This is a genomic window from Streptomyces rectiverticillatus (genome assembly GCF_013394065.1).
GTDB lineage: Bacteria > Actinomycetota > Actinomycetes > Streptomycetales > Streptomycetaceae > Streptomyces > Streptomyces rectiverticillatus.
Genome location: NZ_CP040752.1, coordinates 7,455,748 through 7,476,030, shown reverse-complemented (window position 1 = coordinate 7,476,030; position 20,283 = coordinate 7,455,748). Strand labels below are relative to the sequence as shown.

Sequence of the window (20,283 nt, the reverse complement as noted above, 5' to 3'; positions counted from 1 at the left end):
CAGACGTTTGGCGGCCGTGACGGCCGGCTGTACCGATGCCTTCCGGCCGGTTCCCTTGTTCATCCGTTCATCGGCTGCTCATTCCTTGCCGGGCTCTCCTCGGTACGTTCCCGATGCGGAAGGCTCTTGATGAACCACCCGGACCACCTCGGCACCTCGCGCGGCGACCTCGCCCGGCCGGCGCCCCTCACCCCGACGGTGTCCGCGGTCGGTTCCTTCGCCGACCTGGAGCTCCCGGCCGCGGTACTGCGAACGCTCACCGAGCTCGGCGTACACGAGCCGTTCCCGATCCAGGCGGCCACACTGCCCAACGCTCTCGCGGGACGCGACGTCCTGGGGCGCGGGCGCACCGGATCGGGCAAGACGCTGGCCTTCGGCCTGCCGCTGCTCGTACGGACGGCCGGGCGGCGCGCGGAGCCGAAGCAGCCCCTCGCCCTGGTCCTGGTGCCCACCCGGGAGCTGGCCCAGCAGGTCAGCGAGGCGCTCGCGCCGTATGCCGACGCGCTCCGGCTGCGGATGGCCACGGTGGTCGGTGGCATGTCGATCGGCCGGCAGACCGCTGCGCTGCGCGACGGGGCCGAGGTCGTCGTCGCCACCCCCGGCCGCCTGCACGACCTCATCGAGCGCAAGGCCTGCCGCCTGGAGCGGGTACGGATCACCGTCCTCGACGAGGCCGACCAGATGTGCGACATGGGCTTCCTGCCGCAGGTCACCGAGGTGCTCGACCAGGTGCACCACGACGGCCAGCGGATGCTGTTCTCGGCCACCCTGGACCGCGACGTCGACGACCTGGTCAGCCGCTACCTCCACGACCCCGTCGTCCACTCGGTCGACCCCTCCGCGGGCGCGGTCACGACGATGGACCACCACGTGCTGGTCGTCCACGGCCCCGACCGGTACGCCGTCACCACGGAGATCGCCGCCCGCGACGGCCGCGTACTGCTGTTCCTGGACACCAAGCACGCGGTCGATCAGCTCACCCGGCACCTGCGGGCCAGCGGAGTGCACGCCGCGGGCCTGCACAGCGGCAAGTCCCAGCCGCAGCGCACGCGGACCCTTGCGCAGTTCAAGAACGGCCAGATCAACGTCCTGGTGGCCACCAACGTCGCGGCCCGGGGGCTGCACGTCGACGACCTCGACCTCGTGGTCAACGTCGACCCGCCCACCGACCCCAAGGACTACCTGCACCGCGCGGGCCGCACTGCCCGGGCCGGTGAGTCCGGCCGCGTCGTCACGCTGGTGCTGCCGGGCCGGCGCCGCGAGGTGAGCCAGTTGATGGCCGGGGCCGGCATCGAGGCGACGACCACCAAGGTGCGCTCGGGTGAGGCGGAGCTGAGCCGGATCACCGGGGCCAAGGCCCCCTCCGGCACCCCGCTCGACGGCGGACCGGCCGTACCCCGGGCCAAGAACGCCAACACCCCCTTCCGTGGCCTGGGCACCAGCAAGGACGCCTCCCGCGGCACCGGCGGCAAGTCCCGCAAGGCCACCGAGGCCCGCAAACTCGCCGAAGCCCGCAAGGCGGCCCGGGTCCGCCGCGGCAGCTGAGAACCGCTGGCCCGGCCCCTGACGACGGGCGGCAACCGGCAAGCCCGGGCATACGTGAAGCCGTTACGCGTCTGGCTCGACGCCGACCACGGCCGCCGGCTTCTGGATTTGAGCGACCTGTACGAACTGGTGTGGGCGACCACCTGGGGGGCGGAGGCGAATTCCTTCATCGCACCCGTTCTCGGCCTGCCGGAGCTGCCCGTGGTCGATTGGCCCACCATGCACGACGCCGGAGCCCCCGCCACCGGCCTGCCCGGGCCGGGAGGGCGGCCGCCACTGGTCTCGAAGGGCGCCGGGCGGATGTTCACCACCCGGCGGCGGGCGGTGCCCCGCGCGTCTGCGACCCTGGAAACAGGAAGGACGGCAGGCCCGAGCGGTGGAGGAGCGAGCAGTGACCGAGCGCAAGCCCCGTGGCGTGGACTTCGAGTCGTGGACCGACCGCCAGATACGGGAAGCCGAACAGCGCGGCGCCTTCAAGGACCTGCCAGGGTTCGGCAAGCCGCTGCCCGGCCTGGAGCGCCCGTACGACGAAGACTGGTGGATCAAGGAGAAGATGCGGCGCGAGAAGGTCTCCTTCCTCCCGCCGGCGCTCGCCCTGCGCAAGGAGGCCGAGGACGCCCTCGCCGCCGCCGTGGAAGCCGGAACGGAGCGCGAGGTGCGGCAGATCGTCGCCGAGATCAACGACAAGATCACCGCCACCCTCCGCATGCCCCCGCCCGGCCCACCGCTGAACCTCTCCCCCTACGACATCGAGGCCGTTCTCACTACGTGGCGGGAACACCGGCAGGACCCGTCCTAGGGCAGGCGAAATGCCACAGCGTGGCGGCACTGACGACGACGGCAAACCCCGTTGCTGTCCGCCGAGTGAGCTGTCTACGGTTCGCTCATGCTTCCGCCGGTGGATACAGATGAAGAGTGGGACGCCGTCGTCCCCGACGAATCGGTTATGCGGCCCGGAGCCGAGGACCTGTGCGCTCGCCTCGGCCTGGCCGGCGAGCCCCTCACCCGCTTTCCCGACGGATCCCAGCCGGTCTACGCAGTGGGCGACGAACACGTCCTCAAGCTGTTTCCCGGAGCCGCAGCCGAGGACGGAATCACGGAAGGCCGCGTCCTGTCGTATCTCCAGGGGCGGCTGCCGGTGGCCACACCGCAGGTGCGCGAGTCCGGCCCGTACGAGAACGGCTGGCGGTACGTGCTGATGTCCCGGCTGCCCGGCCGGAATCTGGCCCCGGCCTGGGACCTCGTCCCGCAGGCCGACCGTGAACGGCTCGTGACCGAGACCGGCGAGGCCCTCGCCGTACTCCACTCACTCGATCCCGGCCCCCTCGAGGACGTCCTGGGCCCCGGGGACTGGGGAGCCTTCCTGGACGGCCGGCGCGCCGGCGCCGTGGAACAGCAGCGCACACGCGGGCTGCCGGACCGCTGGCTGGAGCAGATACCGGACTTCCTGGCCTCGGTCTCCCTCCCCCGGGCCCCACAACGCTCACTCCTCCACACAGAGGTCATGCGACAACACCTCCTCGTCGATCCCGACGGGTGGCGCCTGACCGGACTCTTCGACTTCGAACCGGCCATGATCGGTGACCGGGCGTACGACTTCGTCGCCGTCGGCTTGTTCGTGACCCGTGGCGATCCGAAGCTGCTGGCCCGCCTCACCGAGTCGTACGGCCGCACCTTCGAGCCGACCGTGCTACTCGCCTACACACTGCTGCACGTGTACAGCAACCTCCCTTGGTACATGCGAGAACTGGGTGTACCCGCCGAGGGCACGCTTCCTTCACTTGCTCAAGCATGGTTCGCCACCACCTGAGCAGGCGTCACCCCACTGCCCGACGGAGGCCGAGGCGCGGTTCAAGGGTGAGGTACAGGCCCGCGATAGCTCGGCCGGGGGTGGCCGGCCAAGGGGTCATGAGGCTGGTGCCGTGCCCGCCGAGGCCCATGGCCCATGGCCGGGCGGCGGCCGTCCAAAGGCGTCTGCAGTCGGCCGAAGAGGACTCGGTGCTGCGCAGATCCTTGCGGGCGTACGCGAAGGAGTGCTGGTCCGTGACCAGTCCGACGCTGAGGGTCCCGTCGTGGAGGGGAATCGCCCAGAGCCAGCTGTGATCGGGCAGCGAGAACACACAGATCGCTCCCTCGGGCGCCTCTTCGACCCGCGCGGCCCGTCGCCAGTACCCCCAGGTGGCCACGTTGCGGAAGACATCGTGGAAACGCCTGCTGCGCAGCTGCCGGACGGCCAGCAGGCCGGCCCGGCCGGAGGCGTCCACAAGATGCCGGAAGCGGACCTCGCCCGTGCGGCCGTCGCGGGAAGAGAACGAGGCGCTCACTGCCCGGCCCTGCTCGAAGGCGATGTGATGGACCCTGGTTCCTTCCCGTACCCGCACTCCCAGGCGTCGGGCGTGATCGAGCAGCACCTGGTCGAAGACGGACCGGACGACCTGGAAGCTGTACCCCGCCTGGTCGATCCTGCTGAAGCCGAGCGACCACTGCTGCCCGCCCCCCGCCGGTCCTCCGCCCGTCACCAGGACTTCCGTCCGGCCTGAGGATTGTGCGGACACTCTAGATTGATCTCCCGAACTGACGTCTCATCACGGGGGTAACCATGGACGAGCAGATACCCGAACCGGACGGCCGGGTGACGGCGCTGGCGGAGCGGGAGCGGCTGGGTCGCTGGCGGATGGTTGCCGCGAACCGACAGAACCGCCTCCGGAGGTCCTGGGGCGAAGCGCGGCTCTACCTGTACGACGAGGGCCTGATCGTCACCGATCCCGAGAACGGTGAGTGGGTGTACCGCTGGGAATCGACCAGTGTCCTCCAGAACCTGAGCACGATCAACGGCGCGATCCGGGACGCCGCGTACACGCTGGTCGGCCCGGACGGCGCCGCGCTGACGGTCGGGCGCGGCATCCACGGTCTCTTCAAACGCGATCTCGCGGCCGTGGGCGTGACGTCGCACACCCGTGGCCCCTGGATCGTTTTCGAGGGGCAGTGGGGTCCGGAGATCCAGCAAGGCGTGCTGCGCACTCAGCTGGCGACGTCGCTCGAACGGCTGGCGAGGGGCGAGAGGCTGACGTTCGGCCGTATCTCCCTGGACCGGAACAGCGTGTCTTACAAGAGGAAGACAGCCGACTGGGCGCAGGTCGGGGGCGTCAGCATCTCGAACGCTGCGGTGTGGTTCAACAACGCCGGAGGGCGCAGCCTCATGACCGGCGTCAGCGTCTCTCAGGTCCCCAACCTTTACCTGCTCCTCGCCCTGGCGGAACGACTTCGGGGCTGACACCCGGCGCGCCCCCTACGGCCCGGCCTGGAGGACATCGCAGGAGCAGTGGTGGAACTCCAGGCCGAGTTCGTGGTCCACGGCCTCGTTCGAGCGTGTGGCGGCTTCACTCACCTTCTCCCAGGAGCCGTACTTGAGGTACAGCTGGTCTGCTGTCGGACCGAGAGGGTTGCCGTACTTCTTCCGGTTGCGTGCCTCCAGCTCCGCGACCTGTTCCGGGGTCATGCCTGAGCGGACGATGTCCTTGGCGTCGTTGCGCATTTTCACCAGGGTGCGGGCGATGTCCTCCTCCGAGCTCCCCTGGGCACGCATGGCGCATGCCTTGCGCTCCATGTCCTCCAGCAGCTGGTGGTACCGCACCCGCTGATCGCGGGCGACATCGCGCTCCTGCGGGGTCTCGCTCCGGATCATGCACACGACCGGTTCCGGGCTCGTGCAGGGGCCGTGGTCCGGGGGCGCCTGGGAGACAGGAGCGACGACGACCGATCCGCAACCGACCGGTGCGCAAGCGGCGGGCGTGTGCCGAGCGGAGGCGGGCTGAGCGGGCGCGGGCGGCCCATCGTCGGAAGGCTTGCCAGGGTCCGTGGGCACGATGGCTCTGCAATAGCCCGTGCGAGTACGGGACTCCACTCGATGGGGTTGAAACAGACGCGCCGGGGGGGGCGTCGGCTGCCCGGTACGGGTGAACGGAGCGAGAGAGGCCGCCCGGGCTGACTATCGGCTATCACACTGGCCACCAGGGAGCGATGACGCGATCACCGACGAATACTGGACGAATACTGGAGGACAACGCGCCATGCACGGCATCACCAAGAAGATCCTCTCCGGAATCGGGGCAATGGCTGCGGCGCTTGGTTGCGTCATCGCCGCAGGGCCGCCCGCAGCGGCTGCGGGTAAGTGGTGCAACCACTCGGTCTGCATCGAGACCTACGACACCGGCACCTACCTCGGCCGGGTCGAGGTGTCCGTCACCAACACCAACCAGCCGAACCGCATCCGTGCCCGCGTGTGGACCACCAACGGCTGGAGCGCAGGTACCAAGACCGAAGACGTCGCGAAGTTCAGGACGTACCGGGACCAGGCCTATCCCCAACGCCACTTCCCGCCGGGCACCCGGCTCTGTGCAGAAGGGTTCCGAGGCGGCGCCAGCGTAGGACTCCCCTGCACCACCATCACCAACTGAGCAGCCCCAGGCTTCCCCTAGCGGGGCGTCGGTGCGTACGGCTTGCCGCAGAAGTACTGGTTGAACGCGCCCAGCCCCGCGAGGATCATGTCCTCCACCTCGGGGTCGTTGCGCTGGACGTTGATCGAGAGGATCATCCGGCGCGTCCCGTCCCGGTCGGCGAAGGCGAAGGTCTCGTAGCCGGGAATCGAACCGGTCCCGCCCCACATCTCGCCACAGGTCAGTCCGGCCGACTCCAGGCCGAGGCCGTAGCGCGGGAAGACCGGTGCCTGCTGCGTGGCCACACCCGTACGCATCTGCTCCAGCGACGCGGGCCGGACCAGTCGGCCGCCGAAGAGGGCCTGGTAGAACCGGTTGACGTCGCGGGCGTCCGACACCAGACCGTAGGCGGCCCAGGCGAAGGAGGGGTTGATTCTTGTGATCGGCCGCAACGCGCCCGGGTCCTGCGGATCGGCGCCCGCGGGCAGGTAGTAGCCGGTGGCGTGCGGCCCGTGGAGCTGTGGGTCGGTGAGCGGCAGGAACGTCCGGGTCATGCCGGCGGGCTCCAGCACCTGGCGCCGGAGCTCGTCCGCGAGCTCGTGTCCGGTGACCTTTTCGATCAACATGCCGAGCACGATGTAGCCGGAGTTGGAGTAGGTGAACGGCGGCCCGGGCTCGTGCTTCGCGCCCAGAGCGTCCGCCAGGGCCACGAGCTGTTCCGGCCGGTACGTACGTTCACCGTAGTCCGCCGGATCCTTGAACTCCTTGTGCTTGATGTAGTCCGCCAGCCCACCGGTGTGGTTCAGCAACTGGCGGACCGTGATGCGGTCGGCCCCGCTGACCACTCCGGGCAGCCGGTCTCCGACCGGGCGGTCGAGCTCCAGCCGCCCCTCCTCGGCCAGCCGCATCACCGTCGTCGCCACCACGCCCTTGGTCAGGCTCGCGATGCGGAACCGCGCGTCGTGCGGGACCTCACGTCCCGTCCGCAGGTCGGCGACGCCGCTGGTGACGGTCCAGGAGTCCGTGCTGTCGTCGACCCGTGCCAGGACGCCGGGAGCGCCGGCCCTCACCATGGCGTCCAGTGCCCTCTGCACCTCGGCACGAGTGTCCGCCCCGGACCGCTCCGGCTGCACCGCGAGTGCGGTGGGCTCCGGCCGCGACGCGAACGCGTTCGGTAGCGGCCCGCCGACCAGTAGTGCGGTGACCGCCCCCACCCCCGCGATCGTTCTCGCTGCCATCCGGCGTCTGCCGTACCCGCTGCGCCTCACGCTCTGTCCTCCATCACCGGCTCGTGCGCCGTCTCTGCGCCCCTTCGGCCGGACAGCGCTGCAACGACCCTGGTCCTCGCCCGGGTTGATACCCGTCTTTCAGGCGAGGCCGACGTGATCCGCCAGGACGGGTGCCAGGTCGAACGGTTGGGCGGGAATAGAGACAAGGCCGCGCGCCCGACGGGAAGTCGCAGGGCGAGCGCGGCGCGCTCCGCCGTCAGCAGAGGCCGAAGGGCGGCTTGAGGTACTCCGGGCAACTGCCGTCGACGCGTCGTTCGCGCGGAGCGAGCGCTGGGGCGAAAGCCTCGGGCGGGATCGGGAAATCCCACGGTTCCCCCAGCACCACTGCGGCAGCGAGGCGTCCGATCTCGTCGGAGCCGCGGGCCGCGTGTCCGTTGCCGCCGACGACCACGGCCAGGCTCGCGTCATCGTCCAGGTGACCGATGTAGGGATAACGGGAAGATGTCTTCTCGATGATGCAGCAGGCTTCGCGAACGGAGACCGGTTCCAGACCGGGGAGCAGCAGCCTCATCATGGCCGTGAGGAACGCCCGCTGACCCGGCGTGATCGTCTGCCCGGCGTACCAGGAGAGCATGTCTTGCGCCGTCCGCAGTTCGTGGACGGCGGGCTGCATCCCAGGGCCGATCCGCACATACGACTCACGCAGCATCAAGGGAGAGTCCTAGCCGGTGGTGACGAAGGCCCGGCGGGGACGCCCGTAGAGGCGGTAGCGGCTGTGCGGGACCCGGGGCCCGTGGACGGCTTCCAGGTCCGCCGCGGCGGCTGCACTCGACCATTCTGCGATCTCCACCACGCGCTCCCCGTCGACCGTCAGGTGGAAGTGGGCGGCGAGCAGCCCCTCGTGCCCGGCGTCCGCCAGGGCAGCCGCCCGCGCGTCGGCCCATGCCTGCTGTTCCTCGGGCCCTCCGCCGGTGTCGTGGCTGGTGACGACGAAGACGTCCGCCTCGCCGTCGGTGTCGAGGACCGCGCTGCGGTACAGGTGAGTGCGCTCCAACCCGGGTCGCTCGATGCCCGGAACGCGGGCGTCGATACGGGCGACCCTTGCTGAGCGCCCCTCCCGGACGAAAGCGAGATGGTCCTCGGCGCTCGTCCACTGTCCGTGGATGAGCAGCCCGGCGCCGTCCACGTCCTCGAAGACGTGCGTGGCCAGCTCTGCCTCCGGCGCATCCGCCGCCGACACGTCCAGGAGCGCGTCGGCGGCGGCGCGCGAGCGTTCGGGGCTCCCGGTGATCCAGCGGCTGATGAGGGTGATTCCGGCGTCGGGGTGCTGTATGGCGACGAGGCGTGTCATGCCAGGACACTCACACCTCAACCGCAGTCGAGGTCAACTCGCGTCGCGTCGCTTGCCGCCCAGGGCGCCGGACTGTGCGAGGAGGCGCCGGAGCCAGCGGGTACGGGCGTCACGTGCATCCCGGCTGAGGGCCGCCTGCGGGGCCATGCCGTCGAAGCCGTGGTAGGCACCGGGCCATACATGCAGTTCGGCCTGGCCGCCGGCCTGCCAGATCGCGTTCGCGTAGGCCACGTCCTCGTCCCGGAACATCTCGGCCGACCCCACCTCGATGTAGGCCGGGGGGAGTCCGGAAAGGTCCGTGGCACGGGAGGGGGCCGCGTAGGGCGGCAGGTCCGCAGCACCGTAGCGGTCCCCCAGCAGTGCCTTCCACACGGTCGCGCTGGAGGTGAGGTCCCACACGCCGAGGCCCGACATCTGATGGCTGGAGAAGGTGCTGTCGCGGTCGTCGAGCATCGGGCACAGCAGCAGTTGCCCCAGTGGCTCGGGGCCGCCACGGTCACGGATCAGCAGGGCCAGGGCCGCGGCGAGACCGCCGCCGGCGCTCTTCCCTCCGATGATGATGCGGTCCGCGTCGATGCCGAGTTCGGCAGCGTGTTCGGCCGCCCAGACGAGGCCGGCGTAGCAGTCCTCCAGTGGTCCCGGGTACTGCGTCCGCGGCGCCAACCGGTACTCGACCGAGATGACGGCCATTTCCAGCGGGAGGACCCACTCGCTGAGAATCCGCGGAAGCACGGACCATGCGTTGCCCATGATCATTGCGCCTCCGTGCATGTAGTACAGCAGAGGCAGCGGCCCGGCGAGCCCGGCCGGTCGTGCACTCACGAGCGTGACGTCCGGTCCGTCCGGCGCCGGCACACGGAGTTCGGTCACCTCGAACCGGCCGTCGGCGCGAAGGTCCTCGGCCGTCGGCCTGGGCCGGGTCGAGGCGTCCCGCTCCTGCCGGGCCTCAAGGTTGTCCGGAGTGACCGGCTCCCTCGACTCCTTGTTCAAGGCCGCCAACACGACGGCCAGTTCAGGGTCGAAAGGAGGCGCTGCCTTCGCTGTCGGGACACGGCCGGACTCCGACGGCACACGGCGGACACTCATGACTTACCCCCCGGTCGGATGGCGGGATGATGCCGCCCGGCATCCCCGCTGAAACACCTTGGCTGCACACATGTGTGCCTGGGAAACACTCGTCTGAGACCCATGCCGCGTAGCCAATCACACCGCCGCGCGGCTCTGCTGCCCAGGCCACAGGCCACAGGCCACAGGTCACAGCCGTGAACCGCTGCGCCGTGCGGGCGGCTTCGGGGCGCGCCGCCACGGCCTCCCCATCGAACGGAACGCAACGCGGTTGACGGTCAGGGTGCCGGTTCGAGGCCCCAGGCGACGGCTCGGCCCGCGGCGGCGACGCGGTTGGGGACGTCGAGTTTGGCGAGGATGTGCTCGATGTGGGTGGCGACGGTGCGCGGGCTGACGTACAGGCGGTCGGCGATCTCCCGGTTGGTCCGCCCTTGGGTGAGTTCCGCCAGCACCTCGAGCTCGCGCGGGGAGAGCGCCGCGGGGCGGGCGACCGTACGGCACACGACGACGACCGTGCGGTCCCCCCGGCGGGTCAGGTGCAGTTCGAGCATGCGCTGCCGGTACGGCACCAGCACCGTGGCCGGCAGCGTCCGCCGTGCGGCCGTCCGCCGTAGGAGGGCCACGAGCGGGGAGCCGGCCTCGGTGAGGCCGGGGAGCGGATCCCCGCTCACGGTCACCGGAGCTACGCCCTCGGCGTCGCCGCCGTCCTCGGCGTTCCCGGCGTCGCCGGTGTCCCCGGCGTCCGGCAGGAGTACGGCGCAAGTGTCGCCTGCGCTGCTGCCGGGCGCCGGGGAACGGTGCCCGGCGAGCGGGTCGGCGACGGCTGCGAGGCACTCGCCCAGCAGGGTCATCACGGCGCGGACGGCCGGCTGGTCGCACCGTGCCCGCGTCGTGCTGAGGTTGAGGATGCCCACGTACCGGCCGTCGGCGGAGAACAGGCACTGGGCCACGCCGTCCTGGACACCGAGGGGTTCGAGGACCTCCTGGAACCCGGTGGAGGCCCCCCGTACCGGAGCGGGCACGTCGTGCCACCAGCTCGTGGTGCCCGGCGCGTGCCGGATGAGCGCGAAGGCCGGATCGTCGTGCAGGCGCGTCTCGATGTAGCGGGTGGTGCCCGCCGGGTAGCTGCCGGCCAGCGTGACATGGCGGCGGAGCAACGGGTCCCACCGGGACAGCGACGCGTGGTCGTGGTCGATCACCGCCGACAGCGCCGTCAGGACCGCGTCGGCACCGCCCTTCCCCCGCACGGCGTGGCGCGCGGCCTCGCGCACGTCCAGGGCGGCGCTCAGGACGTCCGTCGTGCTCGGCTGCGCTGCTGGTGTCATGGGCGTCGGCTCGGCTTCCATCCGCTCAGAATGATCATCCGGTATGCGGACGTCAAACGGTGAGTTCGTCGTGCACGACGTCGCCGCCGACATTGGTGAACACCGCGGGTATGGCGGGGATGTCACGCGGGTCGGCGGTCAGCAGGTCGCTCGCGAGTCGCCCGCGAGTCGCCCGCAAGCACGCAGAGGTCGGCGACCTTACCCACCTCCAGCGTGCCCTTCCAGCCCTCGGCGAAGTCCTGCCGGGCCGCGTCGGAAGCGCAGCGGCGGACGCGGCGAAGGCGTCGACGACGGCTCGTGCATCCAGGCCGAGGCGGGGGGCGGGGAGGTGCGCGCCGAGCAACCGATGTGCGGCCGGTCAGGGCGCGGGGACAGCCGGGGCTGCGGTGCGCCGTAACGGGGTCGTGAGTAAAAGGACTCATGACGCCCGCCGAGATGCGGGAGACGATCGGGGAATGACGATAACGAAGACGACAACGAGGACGGCAGTGAGGATGAGAACGTCGGCGGTCCGGCTCCGGGTGCTGCCAGTGGTGATGCTGGCCATGCTGGCGGCGGGGTGCGGAACGCAGCAGTCCCGGGATGCCGCCGACGCGCACCGGCGTTCGCATCCGACGCCGACGGGGTCGTCAACGCCAAGGCCGCCGGTGGATCCCCCGTGCCCGGGCGAGAGCCCCACGCCGGCACCACCGGTGACCGCACGCCCTTCGGACCCGGCTGCGCCGCCCACCGACCACTACGCCGAGAACCACGGCTTCAGGGTTCCCCTCCCGCTGCATGGCCAGAGCCGCTGCGACGGGCTCGCGGTCGTCCAGCGCATCAAGGACGCACTCGAACCGCTGCGCAAGCGCGGAGTCTTCGCCCCGGAGGACACCCGCCACGCGCTCACCGGCCTCGGCTACTCCCCCGGGAAGGTGCAGGCGCACCAGAACGGCCCCACCGGGGTCGGCTTCCTCGTTGACACCGGCGGCTCTCCTCTGTGCGTGGAAGGCACGATGGACCGTGCCTCCATCAAGGCGGATGCCTTCGGGGGCTATCCCGACCACTCCGGCTGCGACGTCCCCTCCGGCGGCCACTGACCACAGCCGTCGCACCCACCGATCAGACGTCGGCGGCAAACCGTCAGAATTCGGCATCGCAGGCAAGTGAACCGACGCCGACCCTCCTCGCACCGAAAAGAGGTTAGAGAGAGCGAAGTTCTTCCGGACTCCGTTGCACATCCGGCAGCCGGCAGACGCCTTACGTAGCAGAGGAGCCACTGACGCTCCTCCGGGGCGTGGGGGGGAGCCCCTTGGAACGTTTGAAGGGTTTTGCCGATCGTGATGCCAGATCATCTCGCGGACGGCCTGCTGGTCGTACTGCTCGTACGAGTCTTCGGCCGAGACGCCTTGGTGGCGCTCGGCCACGCTCTGCTCAGGGGTGTCCTGCCGGACGAGCCGGAGTCCGGCTGCCGGAGCCGGCACCACCGCCTCGGGGCTCGTGCGGGCAAACGGGTGCGGGGAGGGCAGGGGTGACGCGTACGCACCGTCCTCACCGACGCCCGGTCGCCGTGCTGCAGCCACGCCTTCCGGCGGATTTCCGGGCCTTCCACGAGCTCTACCGCAGCCGCTACGTGTACTGGGCGCAGCTGTACCTCTCCAGCTGGGCCGATGCGGAGGAGGCTGTCGACATCGCTTTTGAACAGCTGTACTTCAACTGGTCGAAGGTGTTGTCGAAGGCCAATCCGCGAGCCTACGCCTGGCGGGTCGTACGCCACCGGACCATCGACTTGGCCCGGGCCCGCGGGCGCCGGGCGGTGGCCGTCGACACCGCCGCCTTCGAGACCACCGGACTGGAGCAGGCCTGCGATCCGATCGGCGAGCTGGAGATCAGCCTGGAGATCTACCAGGCGGTCCAGGACCTGCCCGAGCGGCAGCACGACGTGTTCATCCTGCACCACGTGCTGGGCTACACCGTCCGCGAGACCGCCGACGTCCTGGGCATCACCGAGGGCGGTGTCCGCTCCACCGCCCGCTACGCCCGCCACCGCCTCAACAAAGCTCTGGGGGCGGACCGTCACCCCGACAGAGACGACCAGGCCGAGGGAGGCCGAGGATGACCGAGCCCATCGACCGCCTTCTGGAACACGCCCGCATCCGGCGCCCGCCCTACTCCCGCACCCGGGAGGCCGAGGAACGCCTGACCGCACGGATCGCCGCACGCACGTGGCAGGGGGCCTTGCGCGTGGACGACGCCCTGCAGCCCGCCTCCGTTCGCCCTGCGGCCGAACGGTCGGCCGTGCGCCGCTCCCTGCCTCGGCGGATCTTCCGGGAGCACCTGCGGGCCTTGTGCGAGACCACCGCCACCCACGATCTGCACCGGCTTCGCGATTTCCTCGTCAGCCGGATCCCCGAGCCGGACGGCGCCCTGGTCCTGGGCTGCGTCCTGCACCTCGCCGGCCGGGAGTACGGTGCACGATTCTGGTGGCAGTTCGCGGCGGGCGCGGGCGAGCTCTCCGCCGCCCTGTGCCTCTATCTCCACCACATGGCCTTGGGAGAGACCGACGAGGCCGCTCTGTGGCACGAGCAGGCCGACCTCGGCAACGGCCTCGCGTGCGCTCCCGGGCAGGACACCCTGCGCGACCTGCGCGCCGTCCTGCGCTACACGATGGTCCAGCGCGGATACGTCACGCACGCCCCCTCACCGGCCGTCACCGCCGTCATCGCCTACATCCCCGAGGCCCTCGACGACGGCGACGACGCCGACGTCGAGCTCCCTTTACCCGGCCCCGATTTCGCCGAACGGATCGGAGAACTCACTGCCAGCGCTTGACGAAACCGCTCGTGTGCTTCCCCGCTGCCGGGGGTCTCCGGAGCCCGGCAGCGGGCAGCGGGCAGCGGCAACCAGCCGCAGCGGCCCCCACCGGCCCCGGGCGGAGGCCGACGCCGTCAGACGATCCGCTTCTCCAGCCACGCCACGTCCCAGAAAGTGCCGAACTTGCGGCCCACCTGTTCGAGTACGCCCGCCGGGCGGAAGCCGAAGTGTTCGTGAAGCCGCATCGACGCCACGTTCGGCTGTGTGATGCCGGCGTACGCGCGGTGGACATCCTCGTCCGCGAGGGCTTCGAAGAGCGTGCGGTACAGCAGGCCCCCGAGGCCGCGTCCCGTGTGGCCGGGCCCGAGGTAGATGCTGGTCTCCACCGAGGTCTCGTACGCGCGCTTGTCACGGAAAGAGCTGCTGGTGGCGTAGCCCAGCACCCGGCCCGCCTCCTCCGCCACGAGCAGGCGGTGGCGGCCGGTGGCAGGGTGGGAGTCCAGCCAGGCGCGGCGTTCCTCGACGGTGACCGGGTCGATGTCGAAGGTGATCGGGGTGTGGACCACGTAGTGGTTGTAGATCTCGGTGAGCTCGGTGAGATCGCCGGCCGCTCCCGGCCGGATGCGTATGCCCGTGGTGACGCCTGCCGTGGTCCCCGCCACGCTGTCGCGCATGGGTGCTCCCTTCACTCCTGTCGGTTCCGTCTCGTGCCAGGTAGGTTCCTGGCGCCGGAACGTTACAAGAGGACTGTTACATGCATATTTCTCACATCTGGCGAATGAGGCGTGTCCTCAGTCCGGGGGAAACGCCGGCGCCACCGTCTCCCCGGCTCCGGTCCCCGGCCGCCACCTCCGCCACACGCCCATCGATGCACAGCCCGCCGCACCCGCGAAACTGCCGAGAAGGACCGGATTGACGGCGGCAGGGATGAAGTCGACCGGGGTGTGGACGTCCGAGACACAGCGGGCCTCCAGCGGAAACCAGCTGTACTCGGCACGGGGGTGAGGGGGCACGGCCGAGGGGTCCGGGTCACCGGTGAACTTCACCACGGGGCACCATCCGGGCCAGGGGGTCAGGAACATGAACCCCACGCCCACGCCGTACGCCAGCACGGCGCAGCACAGCAGCCAGCCTGCGCCTTCCGCCTAGGCGCCAGCCCCCTTGCGGGTCAGCCGACGGGTCACGACAGCACGTACGGCTTTCGCGACCAGCAGGCACGCGGCCACCGGCACGGCGAAGAGAAGCATGAGGACCAAGAGAAACATCTGATCACGATGCCATGCGCAGTGGAGCGAGGAGTGGGCGGACGCCTGCGGCTCCGACGAGGAGTTCCCGGGCGGGACGGCACATCAGGAACGCCGGCTGAGCTGGGGTTCGCCCCCGCGCCCGCGGCACGTATCGAGCCCTGGAGGAGCGGCTCGGCTGCGGGCTGGCGGGCGCCGGGCGCTGGAGGCCGTCGCCGCCGAGTTCGGTGTCTCGTTGCCCCGTTTCGCGTTGTCGTCGGGCTGCCGGCTGCACCGTTTCAGGACGCGGTCGTGGACGCGGCCGCCCGGGCGCGGTGAGGCGTACATGGTGGTGAGCTGGGGGGCCGGGGAGGTGTGCTGGAGGCCGGTGGTGGCGGACGCGTAATCCTGTGAAGGCTGCGGTATCGCTGGTACCGTCGACACCATGGCTGATCCGAAAGCTATGAGCTTGCGTTTCCCCGACCCGGAGCAGCGAGCGGCCATCGCGGCCGCCGCGAAAGAGGCAGGGGTGAGCATGCAGGAGTACATCCTCTCGGCTGCCTACGAGCGGGCCACGGCCGTCGAGGCGAAGTTCCTGGAGGCCTTCGGGGCTTCGGTGAACCGCAGCGGCGAGGCGTTCGCCGCCGAGGCGGGCGGAGCCGATCCGACACCGGAACAGCGTGCCGCCGAGCAGCAGGCCCGTCGCACCCTCGAGGCGGAAGGGCAGGGGCACGCCGCGTGAGCGAGCAGCAGCCGCCTCTCCGGATCGACGTCCCCTTCCTGCTCCACGCTGCAGGGCTGCTGCCCGGTGACCCTCAAGTCGACGACTACGGGCCGTTGTTCGGTGCCGTGGCCCGCGTGTACGCCCGGGCGATGGACCGGGACGTCTACGGCTCCCAGCACCTCAAGGCCGGAGCCCTGCTGCACAGCCTCATACGGATGCCGTGCTTGGAGCACTCGAACGAGGCGTTCGCCTGGCATGCGACCGAGGCCTTCCTCTCCCTGAACGGGCATCGTCTCGACTATCGGCCGAAGGAGGCCGTGGCCCTCGTCCGGGAAGCGGCGTCGGGCACGCTCGGAGCGGCACAGATCGCGCGCCGGTTGCGCGACTGGACCATCGCCTGACGCAGGCACACGGCGCTCGGCCGGTCGTGAGGAAACCTGCAGTAGGTCTGCAGTGTGCCGGTCTTGGCGACGACGACGCCGCGTCCGCCTGTCCGCCTGGTTGCATGCGGCATTCAACGAATCAGCTAGTCAGGGCGCGGCGCGGACACGGAGAGCGGGACCGGATCGCGATCCCGCCTGAGGCGAACGCCCGAGCCATCGCGTTCGCGCGAGCGAACAGCCGCCGGAAGGGCTGTGGCGTGGCGTCAGTGGGTGCCGTGGATACAGAAGGGCTGGCCGGACGGGTCCAGGAGGACGGTCCAGTGCTTTCCTCCGGGCTGATGGCCGGGCTTGGTGGCGCCCATCTCCAGCAGCTGCTGCTCGGCTGCCTTGACGTCGTCGAACACGAGGTCCATGTGGAAGGGCAGCTCCTGCTCCGGCCAGTCGGGAGCGGTGAAGGAGGGGGAGGTGTAGAAGAGGTACATCGTCCCGTTCACGCGGAAGGCGAAGGCGACCTCGTCGCCCTCCTCGTCCGGGAAGGCCTGAGTCACCTTCGTGCCCAGGGCGGTGGCGTAGAACTCGGCGAGCTTCCTGCCGTCGCGGGCCCACATCGCCTGGCACATGATCTTGCCGGACAAGGGTGCGGTGTGGCTGTGAGCGCGGGTGTGGCTGGTCATGTGGGGGGTTTCCTTTCGCAGCGTCAGCGGACGACTTTGATGCCGAAGTGGGTGCCGAAGCCCAGGGCGAAGCCGATGGCGGAGTGCATGTGGGCGTACATCTCCATGCCACGGGCGGCGACCAGGGGGCCGAGGTCGAGGATGTCGCTCCAGCCGTAGGCGGTGAGCAGGTCGGTGACGGCCTGCTTGGCGTCGGCGTTTTCGCCGGCGATGAACATGGTGTGCTCACCGCCGCCGACGGCCTTCGGGTCGACGACGGTGGCCTGCTCCTGGGTGACGAAGGCCTTGACGACCTTCGTGTCCGGCAGTGCGCGCTGGATCTGCTCGGCGAGGCTGTCGCTGTCGCACGGGTCGAGCTTGGGCATCACGCCCCAGGGGGTGGGCCAGGGGTGCTCGATCTCGGGGTTGTAGATGAACGGCACCGCGTAGTCGACGAGCGTCTTGCCCGCCAGCTGCTCGGCGGCGGCCGACAGGGCGGCCACCGCGTTGTGACCGTCGATGCCGTTGATGACCAGCTCCGCCCGGTCGGCGGCATCCGCGAAGGTGTGCAGCTCGATGCCGGGGTGCTCGGCGAGCCAGGGCCCGAAAGGCGGGGTGCCCATCATGTCGGGCTCGGTGCGCGCGAGGGTGGCTTTCGGGTCGCGGGTGCCGACGTGGACCTCGTGCCCGAGCTCGGCGAGCTTGGCGATGTGGGCGCGGGCACCGCCACCGGTACCGAGAACAGCGATTTTCATGGGGAACCTCCCGTTTTGTTCGTGCGGACGTATCCACACTAGGAGGCCTTCAGGACAGCCTGTGTCCTTTGACGCGGGCAGAGTGGAAACATGACGAGCGACATGACCGCCCGCACCCTGCGGCTGCTGTCCCTGCTGCAGACCCGGCGCGAATGGTCCGGCGCCGACCTCGCCGACCGCCTCGGCGTCACCGTGCGCACGCTCCGCCGCGACATCGATCGCCTGCGCGCATTGGGCTACCCGGTCGACAGCACCCGCGGGCACACCGGCGGCTACCGCCTCTCCCCCGGCACCGGCCTGCCGCCCCTCCTTCTCGACGACGACGAAGCCGTCGCCGTCACGGTGGCGCTGCGCACCGCCGCAGGCGGTCTGACCGGCATCGAGGAGAGTGCGCTGCGGGCCCTGGCCAAGCTGGAGCAGGTGCTGCCCCGCCGGCTGCGCGGCCAGGTCACCGCCCTGCAGACCTCCTTGGCCGGCATCACGTGGGAGTCCCGCGGGCCGCGCGCCGACCCGGCTCTCCTGGCCGCCCTGGCCGTCGCCTGCCGCGACCACGAGATCGTCACCTTCGACTACGCCGATCGCCACGGTACGACGACCTCGCGCCGGGCCGAGCCCTGTCACCTGGTCGACTCCGGAGGCCTGTGGTACCTCCTCGCCCACGACACCGGCAGGGACGACTGGCGCATCTTCCGCCTCGACCGCATCACCGACCCCACGCCCACCGGCCGACGGGTTCCACCGCGCGAGATCCCCGGCGCCGACCCCGCCGCCTTCGTCGCCGGCCGGCTGTCGGCCGCCCCGACCCGCTACCGCGCCGTCGCCACCGTCCACGCCCCCGCCGGCCGCATCCGCGCTCGCACCCGGTACCTGGCCACCCGTATCCAGCCCGTCGACGAGACGTCCTGCCGGGTGGACGCCTCCGACGACAGCCTCCCCCGCATCGCCCAAACCCTCGCCGGCCTCGACACCGACTACACCCTCGACGCCGACCCGGAGGTGCTCGACCACCTTCGCGAAACCGCACGCCGCACCCTGCGCGCCACGAACTGAGCCCGTCCGTGCAGCCCCGCTCGCGCCGCCGGGCCGGGCCGGCGGACCGCCCGCGCCGGGCTACCTGGATTCCGTCCCGGCGGTGGTGCACAGCGTGTCGGAGGCCGGGTGCCGTCCGGTCGTGAGGAACGTGGTCACGGCACGGTCGGCGCAGGCGCCGGCCCGCTTGTTGTCCTCCCCTGCACGGGTGGCATTGCCGAGGTAGACACCGTGGCCTCCCGCGTCGACGCTGACCAGCCGGGCGCGCTCGCCGAAAGCCTCACGCATCTTCAGGGCGCCGCGGTACGGCGTGGCGGGGTCGCGCAGGCTCTGCACCATCAGGATGTTGGACGGCCCGTCGGACGTGATGCGGGTGGGCTTGTCGGCGGGCCGGTCCTTCCAGAACGCGCACGGCGTCACGCTGACGGGCATCCCGGCGGTGAGGGGGTGCCGGATGCGGTCGGCACGGACATCACGCGCGTACCCCGGGACCGAGCGCGGCCAGCGCACGTCGTTGCAGACGACCGCCATGTTCACCGTCGCATCGGCCGACGAGACGGACGGGAGGTCGTAGGGGACCGGCTCGTCGCCCGCGTCCCGGGCCGCGACGACCAGCGCGGCGAGCTGCTCGAAGCCCGCGTCGGAGTACAGCGCCTGCTGCATCACCATGCGCAGGCGGTTCCCGGTGAGCTGCCCCTTGCCGTCCGCCGACCGCTCCGGAACCCGGTCGAGCCGCTGCGCGAGGGAGAGGAACAGCGGCCGCACGTCCTCGGCGCGTCCGGCGACCCGGTGGTTCGCGTCGCGCTCGGGCGCGGCGGCCCAGCGGGCGAAGTCCGGGAAGCGGTCGTCCGCGGCAGCCGACATGTTCGCCAGCCACCCGCGCGCGACCCGGCCCGGGTCCGGGTCCCCGCTGCTGTCCAGCACCCAGCGGTCCGTGCGCTGCGGGTACTTCTGCGCGTAGACCGCCCCGACGTACGTGCCGTACGAGTTCGCCCACGCCGACAGCTTCTCCTCGCCGAGCGCCCGGCGGAGGCTCTCGATGTCGCGCACCTCGTTGGCGGTGGTCAGCGAGCGCATGACCTCGCCACCGTTGCGCGCACACGCTTCGGCGATACGGCGGCTGCGCGCGACGCTGTCGCTGATGTCCCCGTCGGCTCCCGGCCAGGAACGCAGGTGGGCTGGCTCCAGATCGTCCGCCTCGAGCTTGCAGTCGGCCCGTGTGCTGTCCCCGACGCCGCGCGGGTCGAAGCTCACGAGGTCGTACGCCCCGCCGGTTTCCTTGCGCAGGGCCCCGCCCTTCTTGGCCAGCCTGTCGACCCCCGAGCTCCCGGGCCCGCCCGGTATGACCAGCAGCGTCCCGCGCCGAGCGGTGGGCTTGTCGCTGCGGATCCGGGACACGGCGATGTCGACGGTGCGGCCGGTGGGCTTGCCGTAGTCGAGGGGGACGGCGAGGGTGGCGCACTCCGTGCCGTCGAGCGTGTCGCCGCGCGTGCCGTCGGAGCCGGCCTGACAGTCGTGCCAGTCGAGGCCGGGGGTGATGGGTCCAGTAGGGCCGGTGAGTCCGGTGGTTCCGGCCTTCGGAGTGCCGGGCCCGGCAGTGGGCGAGGCCGTCGCCGGGGAGGCGGCGACGGCGGTGGCCACGGTCGCCGTGGCGAGGGTGAACAGGAGGGCCTTGCGCTTGGTGGAGACCTTTGAGGTCGTAAGTGCCATGCGGGCCATGCTTGTTGATCAGGGGCGGCGAGACCATCAGGGAAGCCACCCATGTGTAGTGG

23 protein-coding genes and 1 pseudogene are annotated in these 20,283 nt (G+C 70.8%); 12 read left to right on the top strand and 12 right to left on the bottom strand.

The window, feature by feature from the left end:
• Positions 1 to 129: 129 nt before the first annotated feature.
• The 4 genes and pseudogenes from FGW37_RS32400 to FGW37_RS32390 all read left to right on the top strand — a co-directional run bounded on the left by FGW37_RS32400 (position 130) and on the right by FGW37_RS32390 (position 3,355).
• The gene (locus tag FGW37_RS32400; protein WP_179084337.1) at positions 130 to 1,545 is read left to right on the top strand and encodes a DEAD/DEAH box helicase; all 1,416 of its coding nucleotides are present in this window, start codon (positions 130 to 132) and stop codon (positions 1,543 to 1,545) included.
• 57 nt (positions 1,546 to 1,602) lie between these two features.
• Positions 1,603 to 1,785, top strand: a pseudogene (locus FGW37_RS34305) (hypothetical protein); the annotation flags it as partial.
• A gap of 151 nt (positions 1,786 to 1,936) precedes the next feature.
• Positions 1,937 to 2,344 carry a DnaJ family domain-containing protein gene (locus tag FGW37_RS32395; protein WP_179084336.1) on the top strand — a complete coding sequence of 136 codons (408 nt, stop codon included), beginning with the start codon at positions 1,937 to 1,939 and terminating at the stop codon, positions 2,342 to 2,344.
• Between the two features lie 87 nt (positions 2,345 to 2,431).
• Positions 2,432 to 3,355 (top strand): phosphotransferase family protein, encoded by a 924-nt coding sequence (locus FGW37_RS32390; protein WP_179084335.1) that lies wholly within the window; start codon positions 2,432 to 2,434, stop codon positions 3,353 to 3,355.
• 7 nt (positions 3,356 to 3,362) lie between these two features.
• Here FGW37_RS32390 and FGW37_RS32385 read toward each other — a convergent pair whose 3' ends face one another.
• On the bottom strand, positions 3,363 to 4,064 hold the full coding sequence (locus FGW37_RS32385) for an NAD(P)/FAD-dependent oxidoreductase (RefSeq protein ID WP_246430689.1): 702 nt from the start codon (positions 4,062 to 4,064) through the stop codon (positions 3,363 to 3,365).
• An 80-nt stretch (positions 4,065 to 4,144) separates the two neighbouring features.
• Here FGW37_RS32385 and FGW37_RS32380 point away from each other — a divergent pair, with 80 nt between their 5' ends.
• Entirely contained in the window at positions 4,145 to 4,819 is a 675-nt protein-coding gene (locus tag FGW37_RS32380; protein ID WP_179084333.1) for a DUF6585 family protein, read from the top strand.
• A gap of 15 nt (positions 4,820 to 4,834) precedes the next feature.
• Here the strand turns inward: FGW37_RS32380 and FGW37_RS32375 are convergent, their stop codons facing one another.
• Positions 4,835 to 5,230, bottom strand: coding sequence for a hypothetical protein (locus FGW37_RS32375; protein ID WP_246430688.1), 396 nt, complete (start codon positions 5,228 to 5,230; stop codon positions 4,835 to 4,837).
• 385 nt (positions 5,231 to 5,615) lie between these two features.
• On the opposite strand from FGW37_RS32375, the gene FGW37_RS32370 reads away from it, so the two are divergent.
• Positions 5,616 to 6,002 carry a hypothetical protein gene (locus FGW37_RS32370; protein ID WP_179084332.1) on the top strand — a complete coding sequence of 129 codons (387 nt, stop codon included), beginning with the start codon at positions 5,616 to 5,618 and terminating at the stop codon, positions 6,000 to 6,002.
• A gap of 17 nt (positions 6,003 to 6,019) precedes the next feature.
• On the opposite strand, the gene FGW37_RS32365 is transcribed toward FGW37_RS32370, so the two are convergent.
• From FGW37_RS32365 to FGW37_RS34300, 6 genes are all read right to left on the bottom strand, one after another.
• On the bottom strand, positions 6,020 to 7,219 hold the full coding sequence (locus tag FGW37_RS32365; protein ID WP_179084331.1) for a serine hydrolase domain-containing protein: 1,200 nt from the start codon (positions 7,217 to 7,219) through the stop codon (positions 6,020 to 6,022).
• Positions 7,220 to 7,466: 247 nt separating this feature from the next.
• On the bottom strand, positions 7,467 to 7,922 hold the full coding sequence (locus tag FGW37_RS32360) for an FAD-binding oxidoreductase/lyase (protein WP_179084330.1): 456 nt from the start codon (positions 7,920 to 7,922) through the stop codon (positions 7,467 to 7,469).
• A 9-nt stretch (positions 7,923 to 7,931) separates the two neighbouring features.
• On the bottom strand, positions 7,932 to 8,561 hold the full coding sequence (locus tag FGW37_RS32355; RefSeq protein ID WP_179084329.1) for an antibiotic biosynthesis monooxygenase: 630 nt from the start codon (positions 8,559 to 8,561) through the stop codon (positions 7,932 to 7,934).
• A gap of 33 nt (positions 8,562 to 8,594) precedes the next feature.
• Entirely contained in the window at positions 8,595 to 9,647 is a 1,053-nt protein-coding gene (locus FGW37_RS32350) for an alpha/beta hydrolase (protein ID WP_179084328.1), read from the bottom strand.
• Between the two features lie 257 nt (positions 9,648 to 9,904).
• Positions 9,905 to 10,972 (bottom strand): helix-turn-helix transcriptional regulator, encoded by a 1,068-nt coding sequence (locus tag FGW37_RS33720; RefSeq protein ID WP_246430687.1) that lies wholly within the window; start codon positions 10,970 to 10,972, stop codon positions 9,905 to 9,907.
• A gap of 31 nt (positions 10,973 to 11,003) precedes the next feature.
• Complete coding sequence (locus FGW37_RS34300; protein ID WP_425506625.1) at positions 11,004 to 11,129, bottom strand: hypothetical protein; 126 nt, start codon at positions 11,127 to 11,129, stop codon at positions 11,004 to 11,006.
• A 514-nt stretch (positions 11,130 to 11,643) separates the two neighbouring features.
• On the opposite strand from FGW37_RS34300, the gene FGW37_RS32335 reads away from it, so the two are divergent.
• From FGW37_RS32335 to FGW37_RS32325, 3 genes are all read left to right on the top strand, one after another.
• Entirely contained in the window at positions 11,644 to 12,030 is a 387-nt protein-coding gene (locus tag FGW37_RS32335; protein ID WP_179084327.1) for a hypothetical protein, read from the top strand.
• Positions 12,031 to 12,500: 470 nt separating this feature from the next.
• The gene (locus tag FGW37_RS32330; protein ID WP_246430686.1) at positions 12,501 to 13,049 is read left to right on the top strand and encodes an RNA polymerase sigma factor; all 549 of its coding nucleotides are present in this window, start codon (positions 12,501 to 12,503) and stop codon (positions 13,047 to 13,049) included.
• Positions 13,046 to 13,762, top strand: coding sequence for a hypothetical protein (locus tag FGW37_RS32325; RefSeq protein WP_179084326.1), 717 nt, complete (start codon positions 13,046 to 13,048; stop codon positions 13,760 to 13,762). Before FGW37_RS32330 ends, FGW37_RS32325 begins: the two co-directional genes overlap by 4 nt.
• Positions 13,763 to 13,878: 116 nt before the next feature.
• Here the strand turns inward: FGW37_RS32325 and FGW37_RS32320 are convergent, their stop codons facing one another.
• On the bottom strand, positions 13,879 to 14,418 hold the full coding sequence (locus FGW37_RS32320; protein ID WP_179084325.1) for a GNAT family N-acetyltransferase: 540 nt from the start codon (positions 14,416 to 14,418) through the stop codon (positions 13,879 to 13,881).
• A 994-nt stretch (positions 14,419 to 15,412) separates the two neighbouring features.
• Between FGW37_RS32320 and FGW37_RS32315 the strand changes: the two genes are divergently transcribed.
• Entirely contained in the window at positions 15,413 to 15,709 is a 297-nt protein-coding gene (locus FGW37_RS32315) for a type II toxin -antitoxin system TacA 1-like antitoxin (RefSeq protein ID WP_246430685.1), read from the top strand.
• Positions 15,706 to 16,092: a fic family toxin-antitoxin system, toxin component gene (locus tag FGW37_RS32310; RefSeq protein ID WP_179084324.1), complete on the top strand. Its 387-nt coding sequence runs from the start codon at positions 15,706 to 15,708 to the stop codon at positions 16,090 to 16,092. The genes FGW37_RS32315 and FGW37_RS32310 overlap by 4 nt, the downstream gene beginning before the upstream one ends.
• A 245-nt stretch (positions 16,093 to 16,337) precedes the next feature.
• On the opposite strand, the gene FGW37_RS32305 is transcribed toward FGW37_RS32310, so the two are convergent.
• Together FGW37_RS32305 and FGW37_RS32300 are read right to left on the bottom strand one after the other, a co-directional pair.
• A complete protein-coding gene (locus tag FGW37_RS32305; RefSeq protein WP_179084323.1) occupies positions 16,338 to 16,748 on the bottom strand; it encodes a VOC family protein in 411 nt (136 codons plus the stop codon).
• A gap of 23 nt (positions 16,749 to 16,771) precedes the next feature.
• On the bottom strand, positions 16,772 to 17,482 hold the full coding sequence (locus FGW37_RS32300) for an NADPH-dependent F420 reductase (RefSeq protein ID WP_179084322.1): 711 nt from the start codon (positions 17,480 to 17,482) through the stop codon (positions 16,772 to 16,774).
• Positions 17,483 to 17,572: 90 nt separating this feature from the next.
• On the opposite strand from FGW37_RS32300, the gene FGW37_RS32295 reads away from it, so the two are divergent.
• On the top strand, positions 17,573 to 18,532 hold the full coding sequence (locus tag FGW37_RS32295) for a helix-turn-helix transcriptional regulator (protein WP_179084321.1): 960 nt from the start codon (positions 17,573 to 17,575) through the stop codon (positions 18,530 to 18,532).
• A gap of 60 nt (positions 18,533 to 18,592) precedes the next feature.
• Here FGW37_RS32295 and FGW37_RS32290 read toward each other — a convergent pair whose 3' ends face one another.
• The gene (locus FGW37_RS32290) at positions 18,593 to 20,221 is read right to left on the bottom strand and encodes an alpha/beta hydrolase (protein ID WP_179084320.1); all 1,629 of its coding nucleotides are present in this window, start codon (positions 20,219 to 20,221) and stop codon (positions 18,593 to 18,595) included.
• Positions 20,222 to 20,283: the final 62 nt, after the last annotated feature.

Coding starts and splice junctions, on each gene's coding strand:
- FGW37_RS32400 (WP_179084337.1), top strand. CDS start 130: ATGAACCACCCGGACCACCTCGGCACCTCGCGCGGCGACCTCGCCCGG.
- FGW37_RS32390 (WP_179084335.1), top strand. CDS start 2,432: ATGCTTCCGCCGGTGGATACAGATGAAGAGTGGGACGCCGTCGTCCCC.
- FGW37_RS32380 (WP_179084333.1), top strand. CDS start 4,145: ATGGACGAGCAGATACCCGAACCGGACGGCCGGGTGACGGCGCTGGCG.
- FGW37_RS32375 (WP_246430688.1), bottom strand. CDS start 5,230: ATGATCCGGAGCGAGACCCCGCAGGAGCGCGATGTCGCCCGCGATCAG.
- FGW37_RS32370 (WP_179084332.1), top strand. CDS start 5,616: ATGCACGGCATCACCAAGAAGATCCTCTCCGGAATCGGGGCAATGGCT.
- FGW37_RS32365 (WP_179084331.1), bottom strand. CDS start 7,219: ATGGCAGCGAGAACGATCGCGGGGGTGGGGGCGGTCACCGCACTACTG.
- FGW37_RS32355 (WP_179084329.1), bottom strand. CDS start 8,561: ATGACACGCCTCGTCGCCATACAGCACCCCGACGCCGGAATCACCCTC.
- FGW37_RS32350 (WP_179084328.1), bottom strand. CDS start 9,647: ATGAGTGTCCGCCGTGTGCCGTCGGAGTCCGGCCGTGTCCCGACAGCG.
- FGW37_RS33720 (WP_246430687.1), bottom strand. CDS start 10,972: ATGGAAGCCGAGCCGACGCCCATGACACCAGCAGCGCAGCCGAGCACG.
- FGW37_RS32325 (WP_179084326.1), top strand. CDS start 13,046: ATGACCGAGCCCATCGACCGCCTTCTGGAACACGCCCGCATCCGGCGC.
- FGW37_RS32320 (WP_179084325.1), bottom strand. CDS start 14,418: ATGCGCGACAGCGTGGCGGGGACCACGGCAGGCGTCACCACGGGCATA.
- FGW37_RS32315 (WP_246430685.1), top strand. CDS start 15,413: ATGGCTGATCCGAAAGCTATGAGCTTGCGTTTCCCCGACCCGGAGCAG.
- FGW37_RS32305 (WP_179084323.1), bottom strand. CDS start 16,748: ATGACCAGCCACACCCGCGCTCACAGCCACACCGCACCCTTGTCCGGC.
- FGW37_RS32300 (WP_179084322.1), bottom strand. CDS start 17,482: ATGAAAATCGCTGTTCTCGGTACCGGTGGCGGTGCCCGCGCCCACATC.
- FGW37_RS32295 (WP_179084321.1), top strand. CDS start 17,573: ATGACGAGCGACATGACCGCCCGCACCCTGCGGCTGCTGTCCCTGCTG.
- FGW37_RS32290 (WP_179084320.1), bottom strand. CDS start 20,221: ATGGCACTTACGACCTCAAAGGTCTCCACCAAGCGCAAGGCCCTCCTG.